This is a genomic window from Roseibium polysiphoniae (assembly GCF_014842925.1).
Taxonomy (GTDB): Bacteria; Pseudomonadota; Alphaproteobacteria; order Rhizobiales; family Stappiaceae; genus Roseibium; species Roseibium polysiphoniae.
Window position 1 is genome coordinate 198,149 of record NZ_JACYXJ010000002.1, and the last position, 18,764, is coordinate 216,912.

18 protein-coding genes are annotated in these 18,764 nt (G+C 60.2%); 6 read left to right on the forward strand and 12 right to left on the reverse strand.

Annotation, left to right across the window (positions count from 1 at the left end; genetic code table 11):
- Positions 1-9 precede the first annotated feature (9 nt).
- Genes iolG through iolD form a run of 5 tightly spaced genes read right to left on the reverse strand, consistent with a single transcriptional unit; the run spans position 10 to position 5,528 of the window.
- Positions 10-996 (reverse strand): inositol 2-dehydrogenase, encoded by a 987-nt coding sequence (gene iolG, locus IG617_RS04635; RefSeq protein ID WP_192107797.1) that lies wholly within the window; start codon positions 994-996, stop codon positions 10-12.
- Between the two features lies 1 nt (position 997).
- Positions 998-1,831 (reverse strand): class II fructose-bisphosphate aldolase, encoded by an 834-nt coding sequence (locus IG617_RS04640; RefSeq protein ID WP_192107799.1) that lies wholly within the window; start codon positions 1,829-1,831, stop codon positions 998-1,000.
- On the reverse strand, positions 1,828-2,670 hold the full coding sequence (locus IG617_RS04645) for a 5-deoxy-glucuronate isomerase (protein ID WP_192107801.1): 843 nt from the start codon (positions 2,668-2,670) through the stop codon (positions 1,828-1,830). The genes IG617_RS04640 and IG617_RS04645 overlap by 4 nt, the downstream gene beginning before the upstream one ends.
- A 12-nt stretch (positions 2,671-2,682) precedes the next feature.
- Positions 2,683-3,660 (reverse strand): 5-dehydro-2-deoxygluconokinase, encoded by a 978-nt coding sequence (iolC, locus tag IG617_RS04650; protein ID WP_192107803.1) that lies wholly within the window; start codon positions 3,658-3,660, stop codon positions 2,683-2,685.
- Positions 3,660-5,528: a 3D-(3,5/4)-trihydroxycyclohexane-1,2-dione acylhydrolase (decyclizing) gene (gene iolD, locus IG617_RS04655; RefSeq protein ID WP_192107805.1), complete on the reverse strand. Its 1,869-nt coding sequence runs from the start codon at positions 5,526-5,528 to the stop codon at positions 3,660-3,662. The genes iolC and iolD overlap by 1 nt, the downstream gene beginning before the upstream one ends.
- A gap of 125 nt (positions 5,529-5,653) precedes the next feature.
- On the opposite strand from iolD, the gene IG617_RS04660 reads away from it, so the two are divergent.
- The 3 genes from IG617_RS04660 to IG617_RS04670 are packed head-to-tail and all read left to right on the forward strand — an operon-like array spanning position 5,654 to position 8,817.
- The gene (locus IG617_RS04660) at positions 5,654-6,757 is read left to right on the forward strand and encodes a Gfo/Idh/MocA family protein (RefSeq protein WP_192107807.1); all 1,104 of its coding nucleotides are present in this window, start codon (positions 5,654-5,656) and stop codon (positions 6,755-6,757) included.
- 18 nt (positions 6,758-6,775) lie between these two features.
- The gene (locus tag IG617_RS04665) at positions 6,776-7,669 is read left to right on the forward strand and encodes a sugar phosphate isomerase/epimerase family protein (RefSeq protein ID WP_192107809.1); all 894 of its coding nucleotides are present in this window, start codon (positions 6,776-6,778) and stop codon (positions 7,667-7,669) included.
- A gap of 11 nt (positions 7,670-7,680) precedes the next feature.
- Entirely contained in the window at positions 7,681-8,817 is a 1,137-nt protein-coding gene (locus IG617_RS04670) for a Gfo/Idh/MocA family protein (RefSeq protein ID WP_192107811.1), read from the forward strand.
- Positions 8,818-8,880: 63 nt separating this feature from the next.
- Here the strand turns inward: IG617_RS04670 and IG617_RS04675 are convergent, their stop codons facing one another.
- Entirely contained in the window at positions 8,881-9,891 is a 1,011-nt protein-coding gene (locus tag IG617_RS04675; protein ID WP_254170440.1) for a LacI family DNA-binding transcriptional regulator, read from the reverse strand.
- Positions 9,892-10,072: 181 nt separating this feature from the next.
- On the opposite strand from IG617_RS04675, the gene IG617_RS04680 reads away from it, so the two are divergent.
- From IG617_RS04680 to IG617_RS04690, 3 genes are all read left to right on the forward strand, one after another.
- Complete coding sequence (locus tag IG617_RS04680; RefSeq protein WP_192107813.1) at positions 10,073-11,023, forward strand: sugar ABC transporter substrate-binding protein; 951 nt, start codon at positions 10,073-10,075, stop codon at positions 11,021-11,023.
- A 78-nt stretch (positions 11,024-11,101) separates the two neighbouring features.
- Positions 11,102-12,226: an ABC transporter permease gene (locus IG617_RS04685; RefSeq protein WP_192107815.1), complete on the forward strand. Its 1,125-nt coding sequence runs from the start codon at positions 11,102-11,104 to the stop codon at positions 12,224-12,226.
- Positions 12,227-12,257: 31 nt separating this feature from the next.
- Entirely contained in the window at positions 12,258-13,016 is a 759-nt protein-coding gene (locus IG617_RS04690; protein ID WP_216859556.1) for an ATP-binding cassette domain-containing protein, read from the forward strand.
- A gap of 118 nt (positions 13,017-13,134) precedes the next feature.
- Here the strand turns inward: IG617_RS04690 and IG617_RS04695 are convergent, their stop codons facing one another.
- The 6 genes from IG617_RS04695 to soxC form a co-directional block, all read right to left on the reverse strand.
- Positions 13,135-13,626: a phage holin family protein gene (locus IG617_RS04695; RefSeq protein ID WP_192107817.1), complete on the reverse strand. Its 492-nt coding sequence runs from the start codon at positions 13,624-13,626 to the stop codon at positions 13,135-13,137.
- Positions 13,627-13,635: 9 nt separating this feature from the next.
- The gene (locus IG617_RS04700) at positions 13,636-14,004 is read right to left on the reverse strand and encodes a hypothetical protein (protein ID WP_192107819.1); all 369 of its coding nucleotides are present in this window, start codon (positions 14,002-14,004) and stop codon (positions 13,636-13,638) included.
- Between the two features lie 160 nt (positions 14,005-14,164).
- Entirely contained in the window at positions 14,165-15,442 is a 1,278-nt protein-coding gene (locus IG617_RS04705; RefSeq protein ID WP_192107821.1) for an NAD(P)/FAD-dependent oxidoreductase, read from the reverse strand.
- A 22-nt stretch (positions 15,443-15,464) separates the two neighbouring features.
- Positions 15,465-16,253 carry a c-type cytochrome gene (locus tag IG617_RS04710; RefSeq protein WP_192107823.1) on the reverse strand — a complete coding sequence of 263 codons (789 nt, stop codon included), beginning with the start codon at positions 16,251-16,253 and terminating at the stop codon, positions 15,465-15,467.
- 44 nt (positions 16,254-16,297) lie between these two features.
- Positions 16,298-17,416 carry a c-type cytochrome gene (locus IG617_RS04715; protein WP_192107825.1) on the reverse strand — a complete coding sequence of 373 codons (1,119 nt, stop codon included), beginning with the start codon at positions 17,414-17,416 and terminating at the stop codon, positions 16,298-16,300.
- Entirely contained in the window at positions 17,400-18,704 is a 1,305-nt protein-coding gene (gene soxC, locus IG617_RS04720; protein WP_192107827.1) for a sulfite dehydrogenase, read from the reverse strand. Before soxC ends, IG617_RS04715 begins: the two co-directional genes overlap by 17 nt.
- Positions 18,705-18,764 lie beyond the last annotated feature (60 nt).

The following is an 18,764-nucleotide window of genomic DNA, read 5'->3' on the forward strand; positions in this document are numbered from 1 at the left end:
CTCTTGCTGCTAGAGCCGGATTGGTGTGCCTGCTTCCAGGGACCGGGTTGCCGCATCAGCCAGCAGCTGGGCGCGCAGGCCGTCGGTGATGCTGGGCTTATGGGCCTTTCCCGCCTGGATTTGATCAACGAAATAGGCCATTTCGGCGCGGTAGGCCGCTTCGTAGCGCTCCAGGAAAAAGTGCTGCGCGGGAGCTTTTCTGAAGCCGTTGTCCGTTGCCACTTCGACGGTATTTTCGAGCATGTTCTCCGCCCGAAGCATGCCCTTCGATCCGTGGACCTCCAGCCTCTGGTCATAGCCATAGGTGGCGCGGCGTGAATTGGAAATCTGACAGATCTTGCCGCTTGCGGTCGTCAGCGTCACGGCCGCCGTGTCCACGTCGCCAGCCTCGCCGATTGCCGGATCCACCAGGGCAGATCCAACCGCATAGACGCTGACGGGCTCTTCGCCGAGCAGGAAGCGCGCCATGTCGAGATCGTGGATCATCATGTCGCGAAACAGACCTCCCGAGCTCTTGATGTAGCTGACGGGCGGCGGCGAGGGGTCGCGGGACTGGATGGTGACGATTTCCACCTCGCCGATTTCGCCCTGTTCGATACGGGCCTGCACATTGGCAAAGTTCGGATCAAAGCGGCGGTTGAACGCGGTCATGAAGGGCACGTCCGCCTTTTCGACAACCGCAATACAGTCTCGAATGCGGTCGGCGGACATGTCGACCGGTTTTTCGCAGAAGATGGCCTTGTCCGCCGCTGCCGCCAGGTGAATCAGGTCGTAGTGGGTGTCCGTTGGCGTCCCGATCACCACCGCATCCACGTCGGCGCTGGCAATCAGCTCTTCGCTGGTCATGACCGTGGCTTTTGTCCTGGCCGCCAGCGCTTCGGCGGGGGCGGTAAATGCGTCTGACACGGCGGTGACGACGGCGCCTTCGATCTGTCCGATCGATCTCGCGTGGACCTGTCCGATCCGGCCGCAGCCGAGCAATCCGATTTTCAACACGTCAGTTCTCTCCCTTGAAGGCCTGCAGCACCTTGCGCGCCGCAGCGACCACCGGGTCATGGGTGTCTTTCAGGATCGTCACCCGATCGAAGCGGGACGGATCCTTGTTCACGGCCTCGCGCAGCGCTGCGCCAAAGGCCATGCGCAGCTCCGTGCCGATGTTGAACTTGCAGATGCTGGAGCCGCGCGCCAAAGCGCGTCTTTGCGCGACTGGAACGCCGGATCCGCCGTGGATTACCAGGGGGACCTCGGTTACGGCCTCTATGGCGCGAATGCGGGGCTCGTCCAGCCCGCCTTCCTTGTCCTGCTGCAGATGCACGTTGCCGACGGAAATCGCCATGGCGTCGATGGAGGTCTCACGTGCGAACTTCGCAGCCTCATCCGGATCGGTTCCGGCCGAGCCTTCACCGCCGGAATAGCCGACAAAGCCGATCTCACCCTCACAGGAAACACCGGCCGCATGGGCCATTTCCGCGATGGCGGCTGTGTCATCGATGTTTTGCTGCAGCGGTGTGCGTGATCCGTCGAACATGACAGAGGTGAAGCCGCTGTCGATGGCTGTTCGGCATTCCTCCGGCGTGTAGCCATGATCAAGATGAGCGACGACCGGAATTGACGCGTTTTCGGCCAGATGGCGGAACATGGCGCCAAGCACGGGCAGTGGCGTGTGCTCCCGGCACGAAGGCCCGGCCTGCAGGATGACCGGCACATTCTCCGCTTCTGCGGCGGCCACATAGGCGCGCATGTCCTCCCAGCCCAGGGTGACCAGGCCGGCGACCGCATAGCCTTGCTTGAGGGCAGGCTGGAGAACCTCTGACAGGGTGGCAATGGTCATTTGAACTTCGCTATCATGTCCTTGATGCCAGGGATGGTTTCCAGCTGGGCCGCATGGGTTGGCTGGAAATACTGCACGAGCGAGCGCTGGCTGAGGCCGCCGAGGATGGTGAAATAATACATTTCATAGCCGGGCAGCACGGCGCAGGGGTGATAGCCCTTGTCGAGGCAGATCGTTGAGCCATCGACGATGTGGTAGGCGTCACCAGGCTTGTTGTCCTCGCGCTGAAGCATCTGGACGCCGGAGCCGTAGTTGGGACGGAAGCGGAAGTTATAGGTTTCGTCGTGGCGGGTTTCGTCCGGCAGACGGTCGGTGTCATGCTTGTGGGACGGGAACCCGGACCAGCCGCCCTGACCGACGGTGTAGAGCTCGCTGACCAGAAGGCGCCCGACCTTGTCGTGCTGCTTCTGACCCAGAATATGCTTGATCTTGCGGTGGGTCTTGGTGTCGTCCGAGCCGTATTGCACCAGATCGATGCTGCCAGCGCGCACATCAAAGGGATCGAGCACCTTGTCGTATTTGGCCCCGGCGACAAACGTCTCGGTTTCGTCGCTGACGCAGACGATGGTCACTTTCGCACCGACGGGTGCATAGACGCCTTCCGGCTCGCCGTCCCAGACATCAATGGTGCGATTGCCGAGTGCCGGATAGCTGACGCCCTCGACATCCACGTCGACCGTGCCGGTGGCGGGCACGATGCAGGTCTCGTAGCCGGGCACCTGATAGGTGAAGGCTTCGCCTTTTTTCAGTTTGACGATGTTGAAGTAGTTCAGGGGAACCAAAGCATTGTCCGGTTCCACGATGGGTTTGTTCTGATTGTCGAACGGAGCGATGTGCATGGGATATTCCTTTCAGAAAGTCGTTGGGCCGGGGTGCGACGCCAGAAATGTCTCGAGCTCTTGCGGGGTCGGCATGGCAGGCGCACAGCCGGGGCGCGCGACGACGATCGACGCGCAGGCCGAACCTCGCAGGACGGCCTCCTTGAGCGCGTGTCCATCGGCCAGGGATGCAAGGAAACCGGCCATGAAACTGTCACCTGCGCCCGTGGGCTTGACCGCCTTTGCCGGATAGATCCCGGTGCGGATTTCCTCTTCCGCCTGAAGCGTGACGGCGCCTTCCGGCCCCATCTTGTAGACAACGATGTCGGCGGTTGAGGACGCCAGCGCGCGGGCCTTGTAGAGGCCTTTTGAAACGTCGCCCGCCATGAAGCCGAACTCTTCGTCATTGCCGACGATGACATCGGACAGATCACCGGCGCGGGAGAGAACCTCTTCGGCAATCTCCGGTGAGGGCCAGCTGTAAGGCCGGTAATCGACGTCAAAAATGATCGGAATGCCGGCGGCCTTGGCCAGTTCGAAGGCCCTGAAGGTGGCGCTTCGGGAAGGCTCAGCCGCGAAGACGGTGCCGGCGGTGATCAAGGCGCCATAGGCTGTGTAATCGATCGCTTCGACGTCTTCGATCGACATCTGAAAATCGGCGGCGTTGTTGCGGTAGATGACGCTTTGATGTTCCTCGACCCGGGTCTCGTAAACGGCAAGCGAGGTGCGTTCTTCGCCCTTGATGCGTCTCACATGGCTGAGGTCAATGCCGTAGTGGTCGAGCTGACCCTCGCAATACCAGCCGATGGAATCGTCAGAGACGACGGTGACAAGAGCGGCCTTGCAGCCGAGCTTGACCAGGCCGGCCGCGGTGTTGGCGCTGCTGCCGCCCATGGCAACCATCATGCTGGTTGCCTCCCGCGTACGGGTGCCGGCCGGTTCGGGGCTCAGGTCCATGCCGACCCGGCCGATGATCAGGAAGTTGCGCTTGGCAATGCCGGAAAGAGCCATCACACGCCCTTTCGCTGTTTGTCGCGGCTGGCTTCCCAATCGACGTGGGCCTTGCGGACCTTGTCACTCGCGGTGACATGGGGCGTTCCAACTTCCCACCAGGTGTGACCTTCCGTGGTCCAGCCCTCGTAGGGATCCACCTTCATCACGATGACATGGCTTCTGTCACTGGCCTTGGCGCGTTTGAAGGCATCTGCGAGTTCTGCAGGGTTCGAAACCGTCTCGGCTATCGCGCCCTGGGAGACCGCATTGGCCTCGAAATCAACTGAAAACGGCGCCGGGATAGTCGGGCAGTCGGCCAGAAGATTGTTGAAGCTCTCGTTGCCGGTGTTGTTCTGCAGCTTGTTGATGACGGCAAAGCCGCCGTTGTCCAGCACCAGGACGATCAGCTTCTTCCGGCTGAGCACCGACGAATAAAGATCCGAATTCATCATCATGTAGGAGCCATCGCCGATGAAGACGATGGTGTCCTGATCCGGCTCGCGCTCGCGTTGGGCAATGCGCGCGCCCCAGGCGCCCGAAATCTCGTAGCCCATGCAGGAAAAGCCGAACTCCACATCAACAGTGCCGATGTCGAGCGTGCGCCAGTTGGCGGTTACCTCGGCGGGCAGACCGCCGGCAGCGGCGACAACCCGGTCTCGCTTGTCGCACAGGTCGTTCACGACGCCGATGGCCTGGGCATAGGAATTGGGGCGATTGCCGTGGGCAACATTCTGAGCGACATAGGCGTCCCAGTTCTTGCGCTCCTCCTGCGCCCTTGCGGTCCAGTCTTCGGGCGCCGAATACTCCAATGCCGCGCCAAGGGCCCGGAGCGACAGTTTGGCGTCGCCGACAACCGGCAGCGACCTGTGCTTGCCCGCGTCATGACGGGCCGCGTTGACGGAGATGAAACGGGCCTCCTTGGCAAACGCGGTCCAGGAGCCGGTGGTGAAATCCTGCAGCCTTGTGCCGACTGCCAGGATTACATCTGCGCTTTCCGCAATGGCATTGGCGCTGTCAGATCCGGTCACACCGATGGGGCCAATGTTGAGGGGATGGTTCGCCAGCATGTTGGCGCGGCCTGCGATGGTCTCGACGACGGGGATTTGGTGCTTTTCTGCAAAATCGGTGAGCTCGGCAACAGCTCTGGAGTACTGCACACCGCCACCTGCGATGATCATCGGCCGTTCCGCGCTTTGCAGCAGCGCGATTGCATCTGCGATTTCTTCAGCGTCCGGGCCGATCCGGCGAATGCGGTGGACCTTCTTTTCGAAGAAGACAGCTGGATACTCATATGTCCAACCTTGAACGTCCTGCGGCAGGCCAATGAAGGCCGGGCCGCAATCGGCCGGATCGAGAAGTGTGGCGAGAGCAGCGGGCAGCGACTGGATTACTTGCGCCGGGTGGGTGATGCGGTCCCAGTAGCGCGACACGGGCTTGAAGGCATCATTGACGCCGAAGGTCGGGTCGCCGAAATTTTCCATCTGCTGCAGCACAGGGTCGGGCAGGCGCGTGAGGAATGCGTCGCCGCACAACATCAACATGGGAAGGCGGTTGGCATGGGCAAGACCGGCAGCCGTCAGAAGGTTGGCCGTGCCGGGTCCCGCGCTCGCGGTACAAAACATGAAGCGCTGACGGAGCCATTGCTTGGCATAGCCTGCGGCAGCAAATCCCATGCCTTGCTCGTTCTGGCCGCGGTAAAGCGGCAGCACGTCCTGAACCCCGTAGAGAGCCTCACCCAGGCAGGTCACATTGCCATGGCCGAAGATGCCGAAGCCGCCGCCGCAGACACGCATTTCCTGACCGTCGATCACGATGAACTGGTTGGAAAGCCAGCGGATTATGGCTTGTGCCGTGGTGAGGCGGATGGTGTCAGCTGTCGTCGTCATATCAAATCCAACCCTGTGGGACTCTCGTCTGTTTTGCTGAATGCAGCTTGCGAGATTTCGATTCACACGATACAAGGTTTGCAACCGGTTGCAAACCGTATTTCAAAAATTGGGACCGCGTATCAATGGCTCAGATCGGAATCGGCATTCTTGGCGGTGGCTATATGGGCAAGGCTCATGCTGTCGCCATGTCCGCAGTTGGGGCTGTCTTCAATACGGCTCTGCGCCCGCGGCTGGAGATGGTTTGTGCCTCTTCGCAGGCGAGTGCCGAGCGCTATCGCGGCGCTTACGGCTTTGAACGGGCGACAGACGACTGGCGGGTTCTGGTCAATGATCCGAAGGTCGGGGCGATCATCATTGCCTCTCCCCAGGAGACCCATCGCGAGGTCGCTGAAGCCGCGTTCGCTCTTGGAAAGCCGGTCTTTTGTGAAAAGCCGTTGGGGGCATCTCTTGCGGACAGCGCGGCGATGGTCGCGGCCGCCGAAGCCTCTGGCTGTGTGAACATGGTCGGCTTCAATTATATCCGGACCCCGGCGAGCCAATTCGCCCGCAAGCTGATCGCCGATGGCGAAATCGGCGATGTCACCTGGTTTCGAGGCGAGCACACCGAAGACTTTTATGCCGACCCTGAAGCCCCGGCGACCTGGCGTACGACAGGTGACGCCAATGGCACCATGGGCGATCTCGCCCCGCATATGATCAATGCGGCGCTGGCCCTGCTTGGCCCTGTCGACCGGGTGATGGCGGAGGTGGAGACGGTTCACGCCAGTCGTCCCGGCGGTGAAGTGACCAACGACGATCATGCGCAGATGATGTGCCGTTTCGAGAACGGTGCCATGGGGCACATGTATTTCAGCCGCGTCGCGACCGGCCGAAAGATGGGCTACGCCTATGAAATTACGGGCACAAAAGGCGCCATCCGGTTCGATCAGGAAGACCAGAATGCGCTCTGGTTCTACCGTATGGACGAGCCAGAGGCGACGCGAGGCTTCCGCAAGATCCTGACGGGCCCTGCACATCCGGACTACCGGCCGTTCTGTCAGGGACCGGGACACGGAACGGGCTACCAGGATCAAATCATCATAGAAGCGCGCGATTTTCTAAGCGCAATCGAAACTGGAGAGGCGGTCTGGCCGACTTTCCGTAATGGCCACGACGTCAACCGCGTGATCGCGGCGGCCATGACATCATCAGGCAGCAAGACCTGGCAAGAAATCAAAGCTTTTTGAGCATTAGTGAGGAAAACCATGTCAATCAGAATTGGCAACGCGCCCTGCTCGTGGGGTGTCGAATTCGCGCAGGATCCGCGCAATCCCTCCTGGCAGTCGGTTTTGAAGGACTGTGCGGATGCGGGGTACAAGGGGATCGAGCTGGGGCCGGTTGGTTTCATGCCGGAAGATCCAGCCATTCTGGCGGACGCATTGGCCGAACACGATCTTGAGCTGATCGGCGGCGTGGTCTTTCGTGCATTCCATGATCCCGCCGCCTGGGAAGATGTACAAGATGGCGCGGTTCGGACCTGCAAGGCGCTCAAGGCCCACGGTGCAAAACACCTCGTTCTGATTGACTCCATCTCTCCCCGGAGGGCGCCGACAGCCGGACGCGCCAGTGAGGCGGAACAAATGGACCTTGCCGAATGGACAGCCTATCGCGACCGGATTGCGACGATCGCAAAGATGGGCGCCGAGGACTACGGGCTGACCGTTGGCATTCACGCGCATGCGGCCGGGTTCATGGATTTCGAGCCCGAGCTCGAACAGCTGCTGGACGAGGTCGATGAGAAGATCCTGAAGATCTGTTTCGATACAGGACATCATTCCTATGCCGGATTTGATCCGGTGGCCTTCATGAAGCGCCATATGGATCGTATTTCCTACATGCATTTCAAGGACATCGCGCCGGATGTAAAGGCGGATGTGATTGCCAAGCGGACCGGGTTCTATGATGCCTGTGGTCAGGGGATTTTCTGCAATCTCGGTGATGGCGACGTGGATTTCCCTGCGGTGCGGCAGTTGCTGGTGGATTCAGGTTTTGAAGGCTGGTGCACCGTCGAGCAGGATTGTGATCCGACGCTTGATCCCGATCCGGTCGGTGACGCGCGCAAGAACCGTGAATACCTTGAATCCATTGGTTTTAACTGAGGGCTGCGGCGATGGCTAAATTGAGATGGGGCATGATCGGCGGCGGCGAAGGCAGCCAGATCGGACCCGCCCACAGGTTGGGTGCGCAGGCCGACGGCCTGTTCGAATTGACCGCAGGTGCGCTGGATCACCGGGCTGATGTTGGCCGTGAATATGCGCAGCGCCTGGGCGTTGCTGCGGACCGGGCCTATGGCGATTGGCAGGAAATGCTGGCCGGTGAGAAAGATCGCGCGGACCGGGTGGATCTGGTCACGGTCGCGACGCCGAACTCGACGCATTTCGAGATCACCAAGGCGTTCCTGGAAGCCGGCTTCAACGTCTTGTGCGAAAAGCCGATGACCATGAACGTTGAAGAGGGCGAGGAGATCGTCCGTGTGGCTGAGGCGACCGGCAAGATCTGTGCGGTGAACTACTGCTATTCGGCCTATCCGATGATCCGGCAGGCGCGGGCCATGGTGCGCGCCGGAGAAATCGGCAAGGTGCGGCTGGTGGTGACCAACTTCAGCCATGGCCACCACGGCGATGCAGGCGACGCAGACAACCCGCGGGTTCGTTGGCGTTATGATCCGGCAATGGCCGGTGTTTCCGGGCAATTCGCCGACTGCGGCATTCATGCGCTGCATATGGCCAGCTTCATCTGCAACGACCAGGTTGAAAAACTGTCCGCAGACTTTGCCTCGACCATTTCCAGCCGGGAGCTGGAAGACGACGCCATGGTCAACTTTCGCTTGTCCGGCGGAACCGTTGGCCGCCTTTGGACGTCATCGGTCGCGATCGGGCGTCAGCACGGGTTCGACATTCAGATCTTCGGTGAAACCGGTGGAATGCGTTGGGCCTCCGAACAGCCGAACCAGCTGATCTACACGCCCGTGGGTGGCCGCACCCAAGTCATCGAGAAGGGCGAGGGTGGTTTGCATGAAGAGGCGCAGCGTCTCTCTCGTGTGGCAATTGCTCATCCGGAAGGTTTCCCGCTGGCGGTCGCAAACATCTATTGCGAATTGGCTGATGCCATCCGCGGCGAGGTGAGGGATGGGCTGCCCAATGCGGCGGATGGCTTGCGTTCCATGGCTGCTGTGCACATTGCCGTTGCCTCGGCGAAGGACAACGGGGCCTGGGTTGATGCCCGGCCGCCCATGTTCCGTACCTGAATGCGCTGCGACTGACTGAACAAGGAACCGGGTGTTGAGCCCGGTTCTCCCGGCATTCGCGTCTTATTTGGTGATTAGTTTCAGCGTGCCGCGTTCCACGACCGAGCAGGGAAAAATCCGTGCCTCTGGATAGCGGTCCGGTTCGTCGAGCATGGCGACCATGAGCTCGATGGAAGACGTGATGATCTGGCGGATCGGCTGATGAATTGTGGTCAGGTTGATGTTTTCCCAGCCCGACATTTCCATGTCATTTAAACCGAGAATGCCGATGTCGTCCGGCACGCTCAATCCGCGCTCCCTGATTGCTGAAAGCGCGCCGATGGACAGAACGTCATCGCCGCAGAAATAAGCTTCTGCGTGGTTCGGTTGTTCCAGAAGGCGGAGCATCTCATGACGGCCTGCCTCAAATGAATAGGCATTTGCATATGAGTAGGCCGCCTTGATCTTGGGATGCTGAGCGACCTCCTGCATGAAGCCGGACAGGCGATCCTGCGTCGAGGTCGCTGTTTCCGGTCCACCCAGAAAGGCGATTTTCTTGTGCCCCCGCGCGGCCAGTTCACGCACGGCCATACGGCCGCATTCCATGTTGTCGATCCCGACCACATGAACCTGGGGTGCGCTTGAGTACCGGCCAAAGGAATGAACCACCGGAACGCGCGCGTCGCGAAAGGCCTTGGCAAAGCCAGGCGGCAGCGTGGAGGACGCGACCACGACACCATCGACGGAATACTGGCGCAGCATCCGCACCGAGTTCTCCGGATCGGTTTCGTCGGTCAGGTTGACCAGCAGCGGGCGCAGGCCGCGATCCTGCAGGCCGCGTGTGAAGAGGTCAAAGACCTCCAGAAAGATCGGGTTGTGAAAGTTGTTCGAGACCAGACCGATCAGCTTGGTGCGTCCGGTGGTCAGGGACGAGGCGAGGGCGTTCGGGCTGTAGCCAAGTTCGCGGGCTGCCTTCTCCACCTTTCGGCGCATCTTGTCGGAGACGGAAGCGCCATCGGTAAAGGCTCTGGACACGGCTGAGCGCGAAACGCCTGCCCGTTCTGCAACCTCTTTCAACGTCACTACCATCGTCATCCGATCTCCAGATCCTTCCCTCGGATCTTTTAGCCAGTTTCTCGCATCCGCGCAGCATGAAACGTTAATACAATATTTGCAACCGGTTGCAAAATTTCACGAGGTGTGTTTTAGTCAGACTCGAAGTGACGGAGAGGAGCCGTTCTTCCGCCACATCCTGGCGAATTCTGGGAGGATTATAATGACATCACTAATGAAGAAGATGGCGTTGGCGCTGACTGTTGCCGCTGCGCCGCTGATGGCCGTTTCAGGGGCGTCAGCCGAGGGCGAGAAATACATTCTGGTCAGCCATGCACCCGACAGCGACAGCTGGTGGAACACCATCAAGAACGGCATCGCGCTGGCCGGCGAGCAGATGGATGTTGAGGTCGAGTACCGCAATCCGCCAACCGGTGACCTTGCCGACATGGCTCGCATCATCGAACAGGCTGCTGCAAGCGGCCCGAACGGGATCATCACCACGCTCAGCGACTATGACGTTCTGTCCGGTCCGATCAAGGCCGCAGTGGACGCTGGTGTCGATGTGATCATCATGAACTCCGGTACGCCGGACCAGGCCCGTGAGGTGGGTGCCCTGATGTATGTGGGCCAGCCTGAGTATGATGCAGGTCATGCCGCCGGCCTTCGCGCCAAGGGCGACGGCGTTGCAAGCTTCCTGTGTGTGAACCACTACATCAGCTCGCCGTCTTCCACGGAACGCTGTCAGGGCTTTGCCGACGGCCTCGGTGTCGAGCTGGGCAACCAGATGATCGATTCCGGTCAGGATCCCTCGGAAATCAAGAACAAGGTTCAGGCTTACCTTTCGGCCAATCCGGACACAGATGCCATCCTGACGCTCGGCCCGACCAGTGCGGATCCGACCCTTCTGGCGCTGGATGAAACCGGTCTGGCTGGCGACATCTACTTCGGCACGTTTGATCTGGGCGAGGAAATCGTCAAGGGCATCAAGGCCGGCGTCATCAACTGGGGCATTGACCAGCAGCCGTTCCTGCAGGCCTATCTGCCGGTCGTCGTCATGACGAACTACCATCGCTACGGCGTTCTGCCGGGCAACAACATCAACTCCGGCCCGGGTTTCGTGACCGCGGACGGACTTGAGATGGTTGAAAAGTTCGCGGGCGAATACCGCTAAAAACCTGCCAATTGGGGGCGGCCAGAGCATATCTGCCGCCCTTTTTCCATTTTGAACGGACCAGCTAAGGCAATCACCATGTCTGAAGTTCAAGCCCCCACAACCGTCGAGGACGAGCGGGTTATCCAACGCTCACGCCTTCGCGAAAGTCTGATCCGCCCGGAGCTGGGCGGGATCGTGGGCACCGTCATCGTCTTTACCCTGTTTGCGCTGTTTGCTTTCGACAGCGGCATGTTCAACAGCCAGGGCATCATGAACTGGAGCCAGGTCTCGGCTCAATTCATGATCATCGCCGTCGGGGCCTGCATGCTGATGATCGCCGGTGAGTTCGACCTTTCGGTCGGCTCCATGATCGGCTTCTCCGGCATGATGATTGCAATTTTCAGTGTCACCCTCGGTTGGCCGGTCTGGCTGGCCATCATCGTCACCTTTGCTCTGGCCGTGTCTATTGGAGCGCTGAACGGGATCATCGTGGTGCGCACGGGACTGCCCAGCTTCATCGTGACCCTGGCGTTCCTGTTCATCTTGCGCGGCTTCACCATCTTCTTTCCGCAGACCATCGAGCGGAAAACCATCATTGGCGGCATCAAGGATGCGGCAGAGGGGGATTGGCTGGCGCCGGTGTTCGGCGGCAAGATCCTGACGGGCCTGTTCCAGTGGATGGGCGAGGCGGGCATCATCGCCGTGTTTGAACGTGGCACCCGCCAGGGAATGCCGGTGGTTGAGGGCGTGCCGATGTTGATCGTCTGGGCGTTGGTTCTTGTGTTTTTTGGCCATGTGGTTCTGACCAAGACGCGGTTCGGCAACTGGATTTTCGCAGCGGGCGGAGATGCTCAGGCGGCGCGCTATGCAGGCGTTCCGGTGAACCGGGTCAAGATCCTGATGTTCATGTTCACCGCCTTCTGTGCGACCGTTTTCGCGACCTGCCAGGTCATGGAATTCGGATCGGCGGGTGCGGATCGCGGGCTGCTGAAGGAGTTCGAGGCCATCATCGCGGTGGTCATCGGCGGAGCGCTGCTGACGGGTGGCTACGGCTCGGTGATTGGTGCCGCGCTCGGGGCGTTGATCTTCGGCGTGGTCCAGCAAGGTCTGTTCTTTGCAGGCGTGGAGAGTTCTCTCTTTCGTGTGTTCCTGGGTGTGATCCTGCTCTTCGCGGTAATCCTCAACACCTATGTTCGCCGCATGATTACCGGGGAGAGATAAGATGACGACGGAACATGCGCCCATCGTTCAGATGAAGAACATCGAGAAGCATTTCGGCTCGGTCATTGCGCTCGCCGGTGTCTCGGTTGAAGTCTTCCCCGGTGAATGTCATTGCCTGCTTGGCGACAATGGTGCGGGGAAATCGACCTTCATCAAGACCATGTCTGGTGTGCACAAGCCGACCAATGGCGAAATCCATTTCGAAGGCAAGCCCATGAGCTTCGACCGTCCACGCGAGGCGATGACGGCCGGAATTGCGACAGTCTATCAGGATCTTGCGATGATCCCGCTGATGTCGGTCAGCCGCAATTTCTTCATGGGCAATGAGCCCTTGCGCAAGTTCGGGCCGCTGAGGTTCTTCGACCATGATCATGCCAATGAAGTCACCATGGCCGAAATGCGCAAGATGGGCATCAACCTGCGGGGTCCCGATCAGGCGGTCGGAACGCTCTCCGGCGGTGAACGCCAGACAGTGGCGATTGCCCGTGCAGTCTATTTCGGCGCCAAGGTGCTGATCCTGGACGAGCCGACCTCTGCACTTGGTGTGCGCCAGACAGCCAATGTTCTGGCCACCATCGACAAGGTGCGCAAGCAGGGGATCGCGGTCGTGTTCATCACCCACAACGTTCGCCATGCCATGGCGGTGGGGGACAGGTTCACGGTGCTGAACCGGGGCAAGACCCTCGGCACCGCGCAGCGCGGCCAGATCACGCCGGAAGAACTGCAGGATCTGATGGCCGGGGGGCAGGAAATGGTTGCCCTGGAAGGCAGTCTCGGCGGAACCGTCTAGATCTCTACAAGACTGAAAACAAAGCAATTACCGGAGTTGCCCTGATCGGCTGCTCCGGTTTTTCTTTTGCGGCACTTCGGGAAAGACGGATGGACACTTGCCGCCGTATTGACGGTGCTCAGTCCTTTTTCTTGCTCATGGACTTGATGAGCAGCGTGAGGATAGGCGTCAGCAGTCCGGCGAGAGCACCGTCGAGCGGGTTTTTGGCAAAGGACGTCAGGCTGTTCTTGAGGCCGATCAATTCGTCTCGTGTGCGCTCGATTTCCTCCTGAAGATCCTCGGCTTTTGCCTCCAGCTCTTCAAGGCCCGCGTCGCGAACTTCCTTTGCAAGCTCCAGCTCAGGGCCGGTCTTCAATCCGGAGGCCCACAGCAAAAGGATGATGGCCACCAGAAAGTCGACTCCGGCGACGGCAAGGGCTGCGTAGCTTGGCCCCCAGATCTCTTCCAGAGCGAAGAAACCTGCGACATTCAGCATGGCCAGACCAAAGATGAGGACCAGGCCGGCAAAGGCCGTGGCGCCGATCTTCTTGGCGGCGACCTGAAGTTTCGCCTCAATGATCAGAAGTTCAGCGCGCCAGATGATGCGCAGGTTGCGAACGGTGCTTTCCATAGTGCGCTCCTATCGGCGTAATGCGGCCCCAACGATGATCCCGAGCGCAAAGGCGCCCAGAACCACACGGACGGGATGTTCCTGAATTTCGTGCTCCGCGCTTTCAACCAGGGTGCTGAGCTGTTCCGACAGTTGCGTCAGATCCAGATGAGCAGCGAACTTCTCTTCGGTTGAAGCTTCGGCAGATGTTTCAATGTGTGGCGCCTCAGATGTCTGAGGGTCAGCTTGGACCGCGTCCTCTGTTTCAGCTTGACCTGCGGGCTTTGTCGCCTTGGCGGCTGCCTTGGATGCAGGCTGACGCTTTCGGCGGCGCTTCGGCGCGGTCGTTTCGGCCTTCAGGGCCCGGATTTCGTCTTGCAGGTCACGAGACGTCGCCATTCGAAACCTCCTTGATTGCACATGTTGATTGCTTGGGCGCATGAACGCACAAAAAAGGCCCCGGCGCGAGGGGAATTGAGGAGCGCCGGAGCCTGTTGAGTGAAGACAAAGGGGCTGAGAGAAAGGTCATCTAGAGACCGATCCCTCGTGCGCCTGCGCTTTACGCGCCAAAGATGTCGGTCGTGATGCCCTCGTACCAGCCAACAGATTCTTCATAGGTTTCCTGCCGGGTCGCGTTGTCTTCGCCAGTCTGGCTGATGAACTTCGACGTCGAGGCGATCTTCTCGTCCGTTGCCGCATATTGTGCGCCGACCTTCACGCCGTCATTGCTTTCGATCAAACTCCAGCAGGTGTTGGAATATTTGGCAGGAAAGACTTTGGAGTCGATGAGGTCGCCGCGGACGGCCATGGCCGCCACCTTGGCCTGGCTGTTGGCGGAGAAGCCGGATTTCGGCATATCGCCCGCAATGCATGCGTCGCCGATGACGAAGACATTGTCGTCGACCTTGGATCGCATTGAATAGGGGTCGATGGCGCAGAAGCCGCTTTCGTTGGCAAGACCGGCGCTGGCAGCGATCATACCGGCCTTTTGCGCCGGGATGACATTCACCAGGTCGCCCTGGAACGTGTCGAGATCCGTTTCGACTTGCCCGCTTGCCGGATCCACGCTGGCGATGCCGCCATGAACATCCGGTCCGTACCATTCGATCATGCCCGGATAGTGCTTGTCCCAGCCTTCCTGAAACAGGGCCTGTTTCGAGAATTTCGGCTTGGGATCGATGATGGTGATCTTGCTGTCGGTGAAACCCTTTTCCTTCAGCACATGGGCGAACATGGACACGCGCTCATAGGGACCGGGAGGACAGCGGTAGGGATTGGGCGGGGCGACCATGACGATCTGCTGACCGTTCTCGATCGCATCCAGCTTTGCCTTGAGCAGCTTGGTCTGCGGGCCGGCCTTCCAGGAATGCGGCATGATTTCAGCGGCTTCTTCAGAATAGCCGGGGACGCTGTCCCAGATCAGATCGATGCCGGGCGCGACGATCAGCCGGTCATAATCGACCTTGGAGCCATCGGCCATCGTCACGGATTTTGCGGCACGGTCGATGGCCTGGGCATAGCCGTTCACAACGGTGATGCCGTAGTTGGAGGCAAGCGTGTCGTAGCTGTGGGTGATGGATTCAAACGTGCGGTAGCCGCCCAGGTACAGGTTGGAGAAGAAGCAGGTGGTGTATGTCGGGTTGGCCTCGATCAGGGTCACGTCAATGGCATCGCCTGCATCCTTGGCGATGTAGCGGGCCGCGGTTGCCCCACCTGCGCCACCGCCGATGATCACCACCTTGGGTTTGCCCTGGGCACGTGCATAGAGGGGCAGGGCGAGAGATGCAGCTCCTGCGCCAGCGAACAATCCAAATGTACGTCGGGAAATTCGGGTCATCACGTTTCCTTCCTGTTTTCGATTATTGCGGATCTATGGAGCCGAAGTAGGCCGCAAGGGCCGCTATTTCCTCATTGCCGAGGTTCGCGGTCATGTTCTGCATGACCTGATGGCTGCGGACGTTGGTCTTGTAGTCGAAGAGGGCCCGAATGAACGCAGCCTTGGGCCAGCCGATGATGGAGGGAATGCCGTCTGCGCGTCCGGACAACTGATGGCAGGTCACGCATTCGCTTGAGAGATATTCGCCGTAGTCGGGATCCCCGGTGAGCGCCATCGCCTCGGCGCCGATTTCAGGGTGAGCCGGCTTTGGAATTTCCGGATGTGCGGCCGGGTCGCGGTCAGAAGCCTTGCGCAGGTAAGCGATCAGGTCGTCGCGATCCTGCTGCTTTTTCATGCCGCGGTAGGACATGCGCGTTCCTCCGACAAAGGCCCGTGGCTTTTCCAGGTAGGCGTCGAGGGTTTCCTGGGTCCATTCAAGACCGGCGCCGCCGCGGATGCGCATGGCGGAGGAATACTTGAAATTTTCGATGGAGCCGGCGGTGCGGCCGAACAGTCCGTCCAGATGCGGTCCGACGCCGTTGCGGGCGTCTACACCAATCTCATGACAGGCCTTGCAGGCCCTGTAGAGTTTCTGGCCGCGCTTGGCATCGGCCGGTGGTTCTGCGAGGGAGGATGTCGTCAGCGCTGCCAAGGCGCATAGGAACGAGAGGACGAAAGTGGAGATCGGTCGATGCCAGGCGGGAACACGCCGGTTCAGACAGTGGGGGCCCACCGTTCGCCGGTTCTTCGTTTGAGTTCCTGTCCCTGCCATCGTCCGACCTCCCTTCGGTCCGCCGCAAGTTTTTGCGCCGAAACCTAGTCCACGGCACCGGCTCCGGCATTGTCATCGCCGCTTCCCGGCGTCACATCCAGGATGAGGGCATGCATGGTGATCTCGACAGGCGTGTCGGTGCAGTTTTCCATGCAAGGCTCTCCCTTGGAGGCGAAATGCGCTTCGGTTTCGCGATCATCCGCAATGAAGTTTTCTTCATTTGGAAGGCGTACTTCGAGGAAGTTCTTGTCAGATAACTTGAAGTCTTCATCGTCCACCAGATCATTGAGGTAGAGCAGGTAGGCGGTGATGGCATAAACGTCGTCGTCGGACAGGGAACGGGCGTTGCCATAAGGCATGGCGCGGCGCACGTAGTCATAGACCGTCGACAGATAGGGCCAGTAGGACCCGATGGTCTTTTCCGGGCGTTCTTCCGTCAGCGTGTCCTGGCCACCGGCCAGCACCGGCCAGCGCCCGACGCCTTCCCCAAAGTCGCCGTGACAGACCGCGCATTGGTCGGTGAAGAGCTCTTCGCCAACCGCGACAGTGCCGGAACCGACAGGAAGGCCTGCGCCATCCGGGCGGATGTCGATGTCCCAGGCTGCGACTTCCTCATGGGTCGCCACACGACCCAGGCCAAAGACCTTGCCCGCACCTGCTTCGGAGGCTGTTGCGGCCGGCGCAGGTTTCGATGCAGCGGCCGTTTCGGTCTTTTCCGGAGCCGGCGCTGCTGCGCTGTCATCTGAGGGCGTGCTGGCCGGGGCCTCGGCGGAGAATGTCGCCAGATAGGCGATGACGTTGTCGAGGTCCTTGTCCTTGCGCAGTCCGGCAAAGGCCATCTTGGTGCCCTTGATCATGGCCCTCGGTTTTTTGAGGTAGGTCCCCATGGTTTCATTGTCCCAGACGAGGCCTTCCTCTCCGGCCTTGATCATGGCCTTGGAATATTTGTAGCCGTCGAGACCGCCGGCCGTGCGGCCGAAGATGTCGTTGAGCTGCGGGCCGACCTTGTTTTTTGCGCCGTCGCCGACTGCGTGACAGGCCGCGCATTTCTTGAACACCTTCTTGCCGGCGACCGCGTCACCTTCGGCCAGAGCCGATGTGGCAAGGACAGGCAGGGACAGAAGGGCTGCCGTCAGGGAGAGAGATTTAAGCAACTTCGACATTTTCAACCGTCCCGTCTCCTTTGACATGCCAGGTCTGGATGCCGTTGTTGTGGTAGATGGAGTTTTCGCCGCGGGCGATGCGCAGCTCGTCCTTCGTGGGCTGGAAGAAACCTTCCTCATCCATGGCGCGGGACTGGAGCAGCAGCTCGGAGCCGTCCCAGTCGATGTCCAGATAGAAGCGATGCATCGCCTTTGGCAGGCTCGGCCCGTCGAGACGTGCGGTCTTCCAGTTCCGGCCGCCATCAATGGAAACATCGACGCGGGTGATCTTGCCGTTGCCGGACCAGGCGACGCCCGAAATGACGAGCGGACCCTTGCCGTGGGTGATCGGCGCCTGCGGGCTCGGGTTGGTGACAACGGACTTGGCATCCATCACCCAGGTGAAGCGCCGGGCTTTTCCACTGGCCAGAAGATCCGTGTATTTCGACGTTTCTTCGCGCTGGTGCCAGGGCTGGTCGCCGACTTCGAGCCTGCGGAGCCACTTGACCCACATGTTGCCTTCCCAGCCAGGAACGACGAGGCGGAGCGGATAGCCTTGCTCGGGGCGCAGGGCCTCGCCGTTCATCTTGAAGGCGACCAGACAGTCGTCCAGTGCCTTTTCCATCGGGATGGATCGGGTCATTGCTGAGGAATCAGCGCCTTCGGGCATCACCCATTTGCCGGTGGTTTTTACGCCGGCTTCCTCAAGCAGGTATTTCAGCGGCACGCCGGTGTACATGACGCAGTGGATCATGCCGTGGGTGTATTGGCAGCCGTTCAGCTGTGCGCCGCGCCATTCCATGCCGGAGTTGGCTGCGCATTCCAGGAAATAGATCCGGTTTTCGCGTGGGAACCGCTTCAGGTCTTCCATTGTAAAGACCAACGGGGTGTCGACCAGGCCGTTGATCATCAGCCGATGGTCAGCGGGGCTGATCTCGGCAACGCCGCCGTGGTGGCGCTCGAAGCAAAGGCCGTTCGGGGTCAGGATCCCGTCCAGCTCATGGAGCGGTGTGAAGTTGATCGAGCTTTCGGTCGAAGCGGTCAGCCACTCCACATCGCGGCGAACCACATGGGCCTCAAATTCCGAGGGCATGCCATAGGGATTGGCCTGAACGCCATCGCCCAGGTAGCGGTTCCAGTCCTGGATCTCGGTGATCAGGCGATCGCTGTCGGCCATGGCTGCGCCGGAAAGGGCGGCCGCGCTGGCGGCGGCACCACCGGTGGCAAGACCTGCTTTCAGCAGCGTCCTGCGGTTCATGTCCGGACCGCTGTCCTTGGGAGGCTGTCCCGAAGCCTTTTTGTCACTCATCTCAATTCCTCGGGTTACTGGCAAATGTCATGCTGGTTCTTTGGTGGCCTCAGATAGGCC

Bases quoted from the DNA above. Each gene is read 5' to 3' on its own strand.
- IG617_RS04640 (WP_192107799.1), bottom strand. From the start codon at position 1,831: ATGACCATTGCCACCCTGTCAGAGGTTCTCCAGCCTGCCCTCAAGCAA.
- IG617_RS04645 (WP_192107801.1), bottom strand. From the start codon at position 2,670: ATGCACATCGCTCCGTTCGACAATCAGAACAAACCCATCGTGGAACCG.
- iolC (WP_192107803.1), bottom strand. From the start codon at position 3,660: ATGGCTCTTTCCGGCATTGCCAAGCGCAACTTCCTGATCATCGGCCGG.
- iolD (WP_192107805.1), bottom strand. From the start codon at position 5,528: ATGACGACGACAGCTGACACCATCCGCCTCACCACGGCACAAGCCATA.
- IG617_RS04660 (WP_192107807.1), top strand. From the start codon at position 5,654: ATGGCTCAGATCGGAATCGGCATTCTTGGCGGTGGCTATATGGGCAAG.
- IG617_RS04665 (WP_192107809.1), top strand. From the start codon at position 6,776: ATGTCAATCAGAATTGGCAACGCGCCCTGCTCGTGGGGTGTCGAATTC.
- IG617_RS04670 (WP_192107811.1), top strand. From the start codon at position 7,681: ATGGCTAAATTGAGATGGGGCATGATCGGCGGCGGCGAAGGCAGCCAG.
- IG617_RS04675 (WP_254170440.1), bottom strand. From the start codon at position 9,891: ATGACGATGGTAGTGACGTTGAAAGAGGTTGCAGAACGGGCAGGCGTT.
- IG617_RS04680 (WP_192107813.1), top strand. From the start codon at position 10,073: ATGACATCACTAATGAAGAAGATGGCGTTGGCGCTGACTGTTGCCGCT.
- IG617_RS04685 (WP_192107815.1), top strand. From the start codon at position 11,102: ATGTCTGAAGTTCAAGCCCCCACAACCGTCGAGGACGAGCGGGTTATC.
- IG617_RS04690 (WP_216859556.1), top strand. From the start codon at position 12,258: ATGAAGAACATCGAGAAGCATTTCGGCTCGGTCATTGCGCTCGCCGGT.
- IG617_RS04695 (WP_192107817.1), bottom strand. From the start codon at position 13,626: ATGGAAAGCACCGTTCGCAACCTGCGCATCATCTGGCGCGCTGAACTT.
- IG617_RS04700 (WP_192107819.1), bottom strand. From the start codon at position 14,004: ATGGCGACGTCTCGTGACCTGCAAGACGAAATCCGGGCCCTGAAGGCC.
- IG617_RS04705 (WP_192107821.1), bottom strand. From the start codon at position 15,442: ATGACCCGAATTTCCCGACGTACATTTGGATTGTTCGCTGGCGCAGGA.
- IG617_RS04710 (WP_192107823.1), bottom strand. From the start codon at position 16,253: ATGGCAGGGACAGGAACTCAAACGAAGAACCGGCGAACGGTGGGCCCC.
- IG617_RS04715 (WP_192107825.1), bottom strand. From the start codon at position 17,416: ATGTCGAAGTTGCTTAAATCTCTCTCCCTGACGGCAGCCCTTCTGTCC.
- soxC (WP_192107827.1), bottom strand. From the start codon at position 18,704: ATGAGTGACAAAAAGGCTTCGGGACAGCCTCCCAAGGACAGCGGTCCG.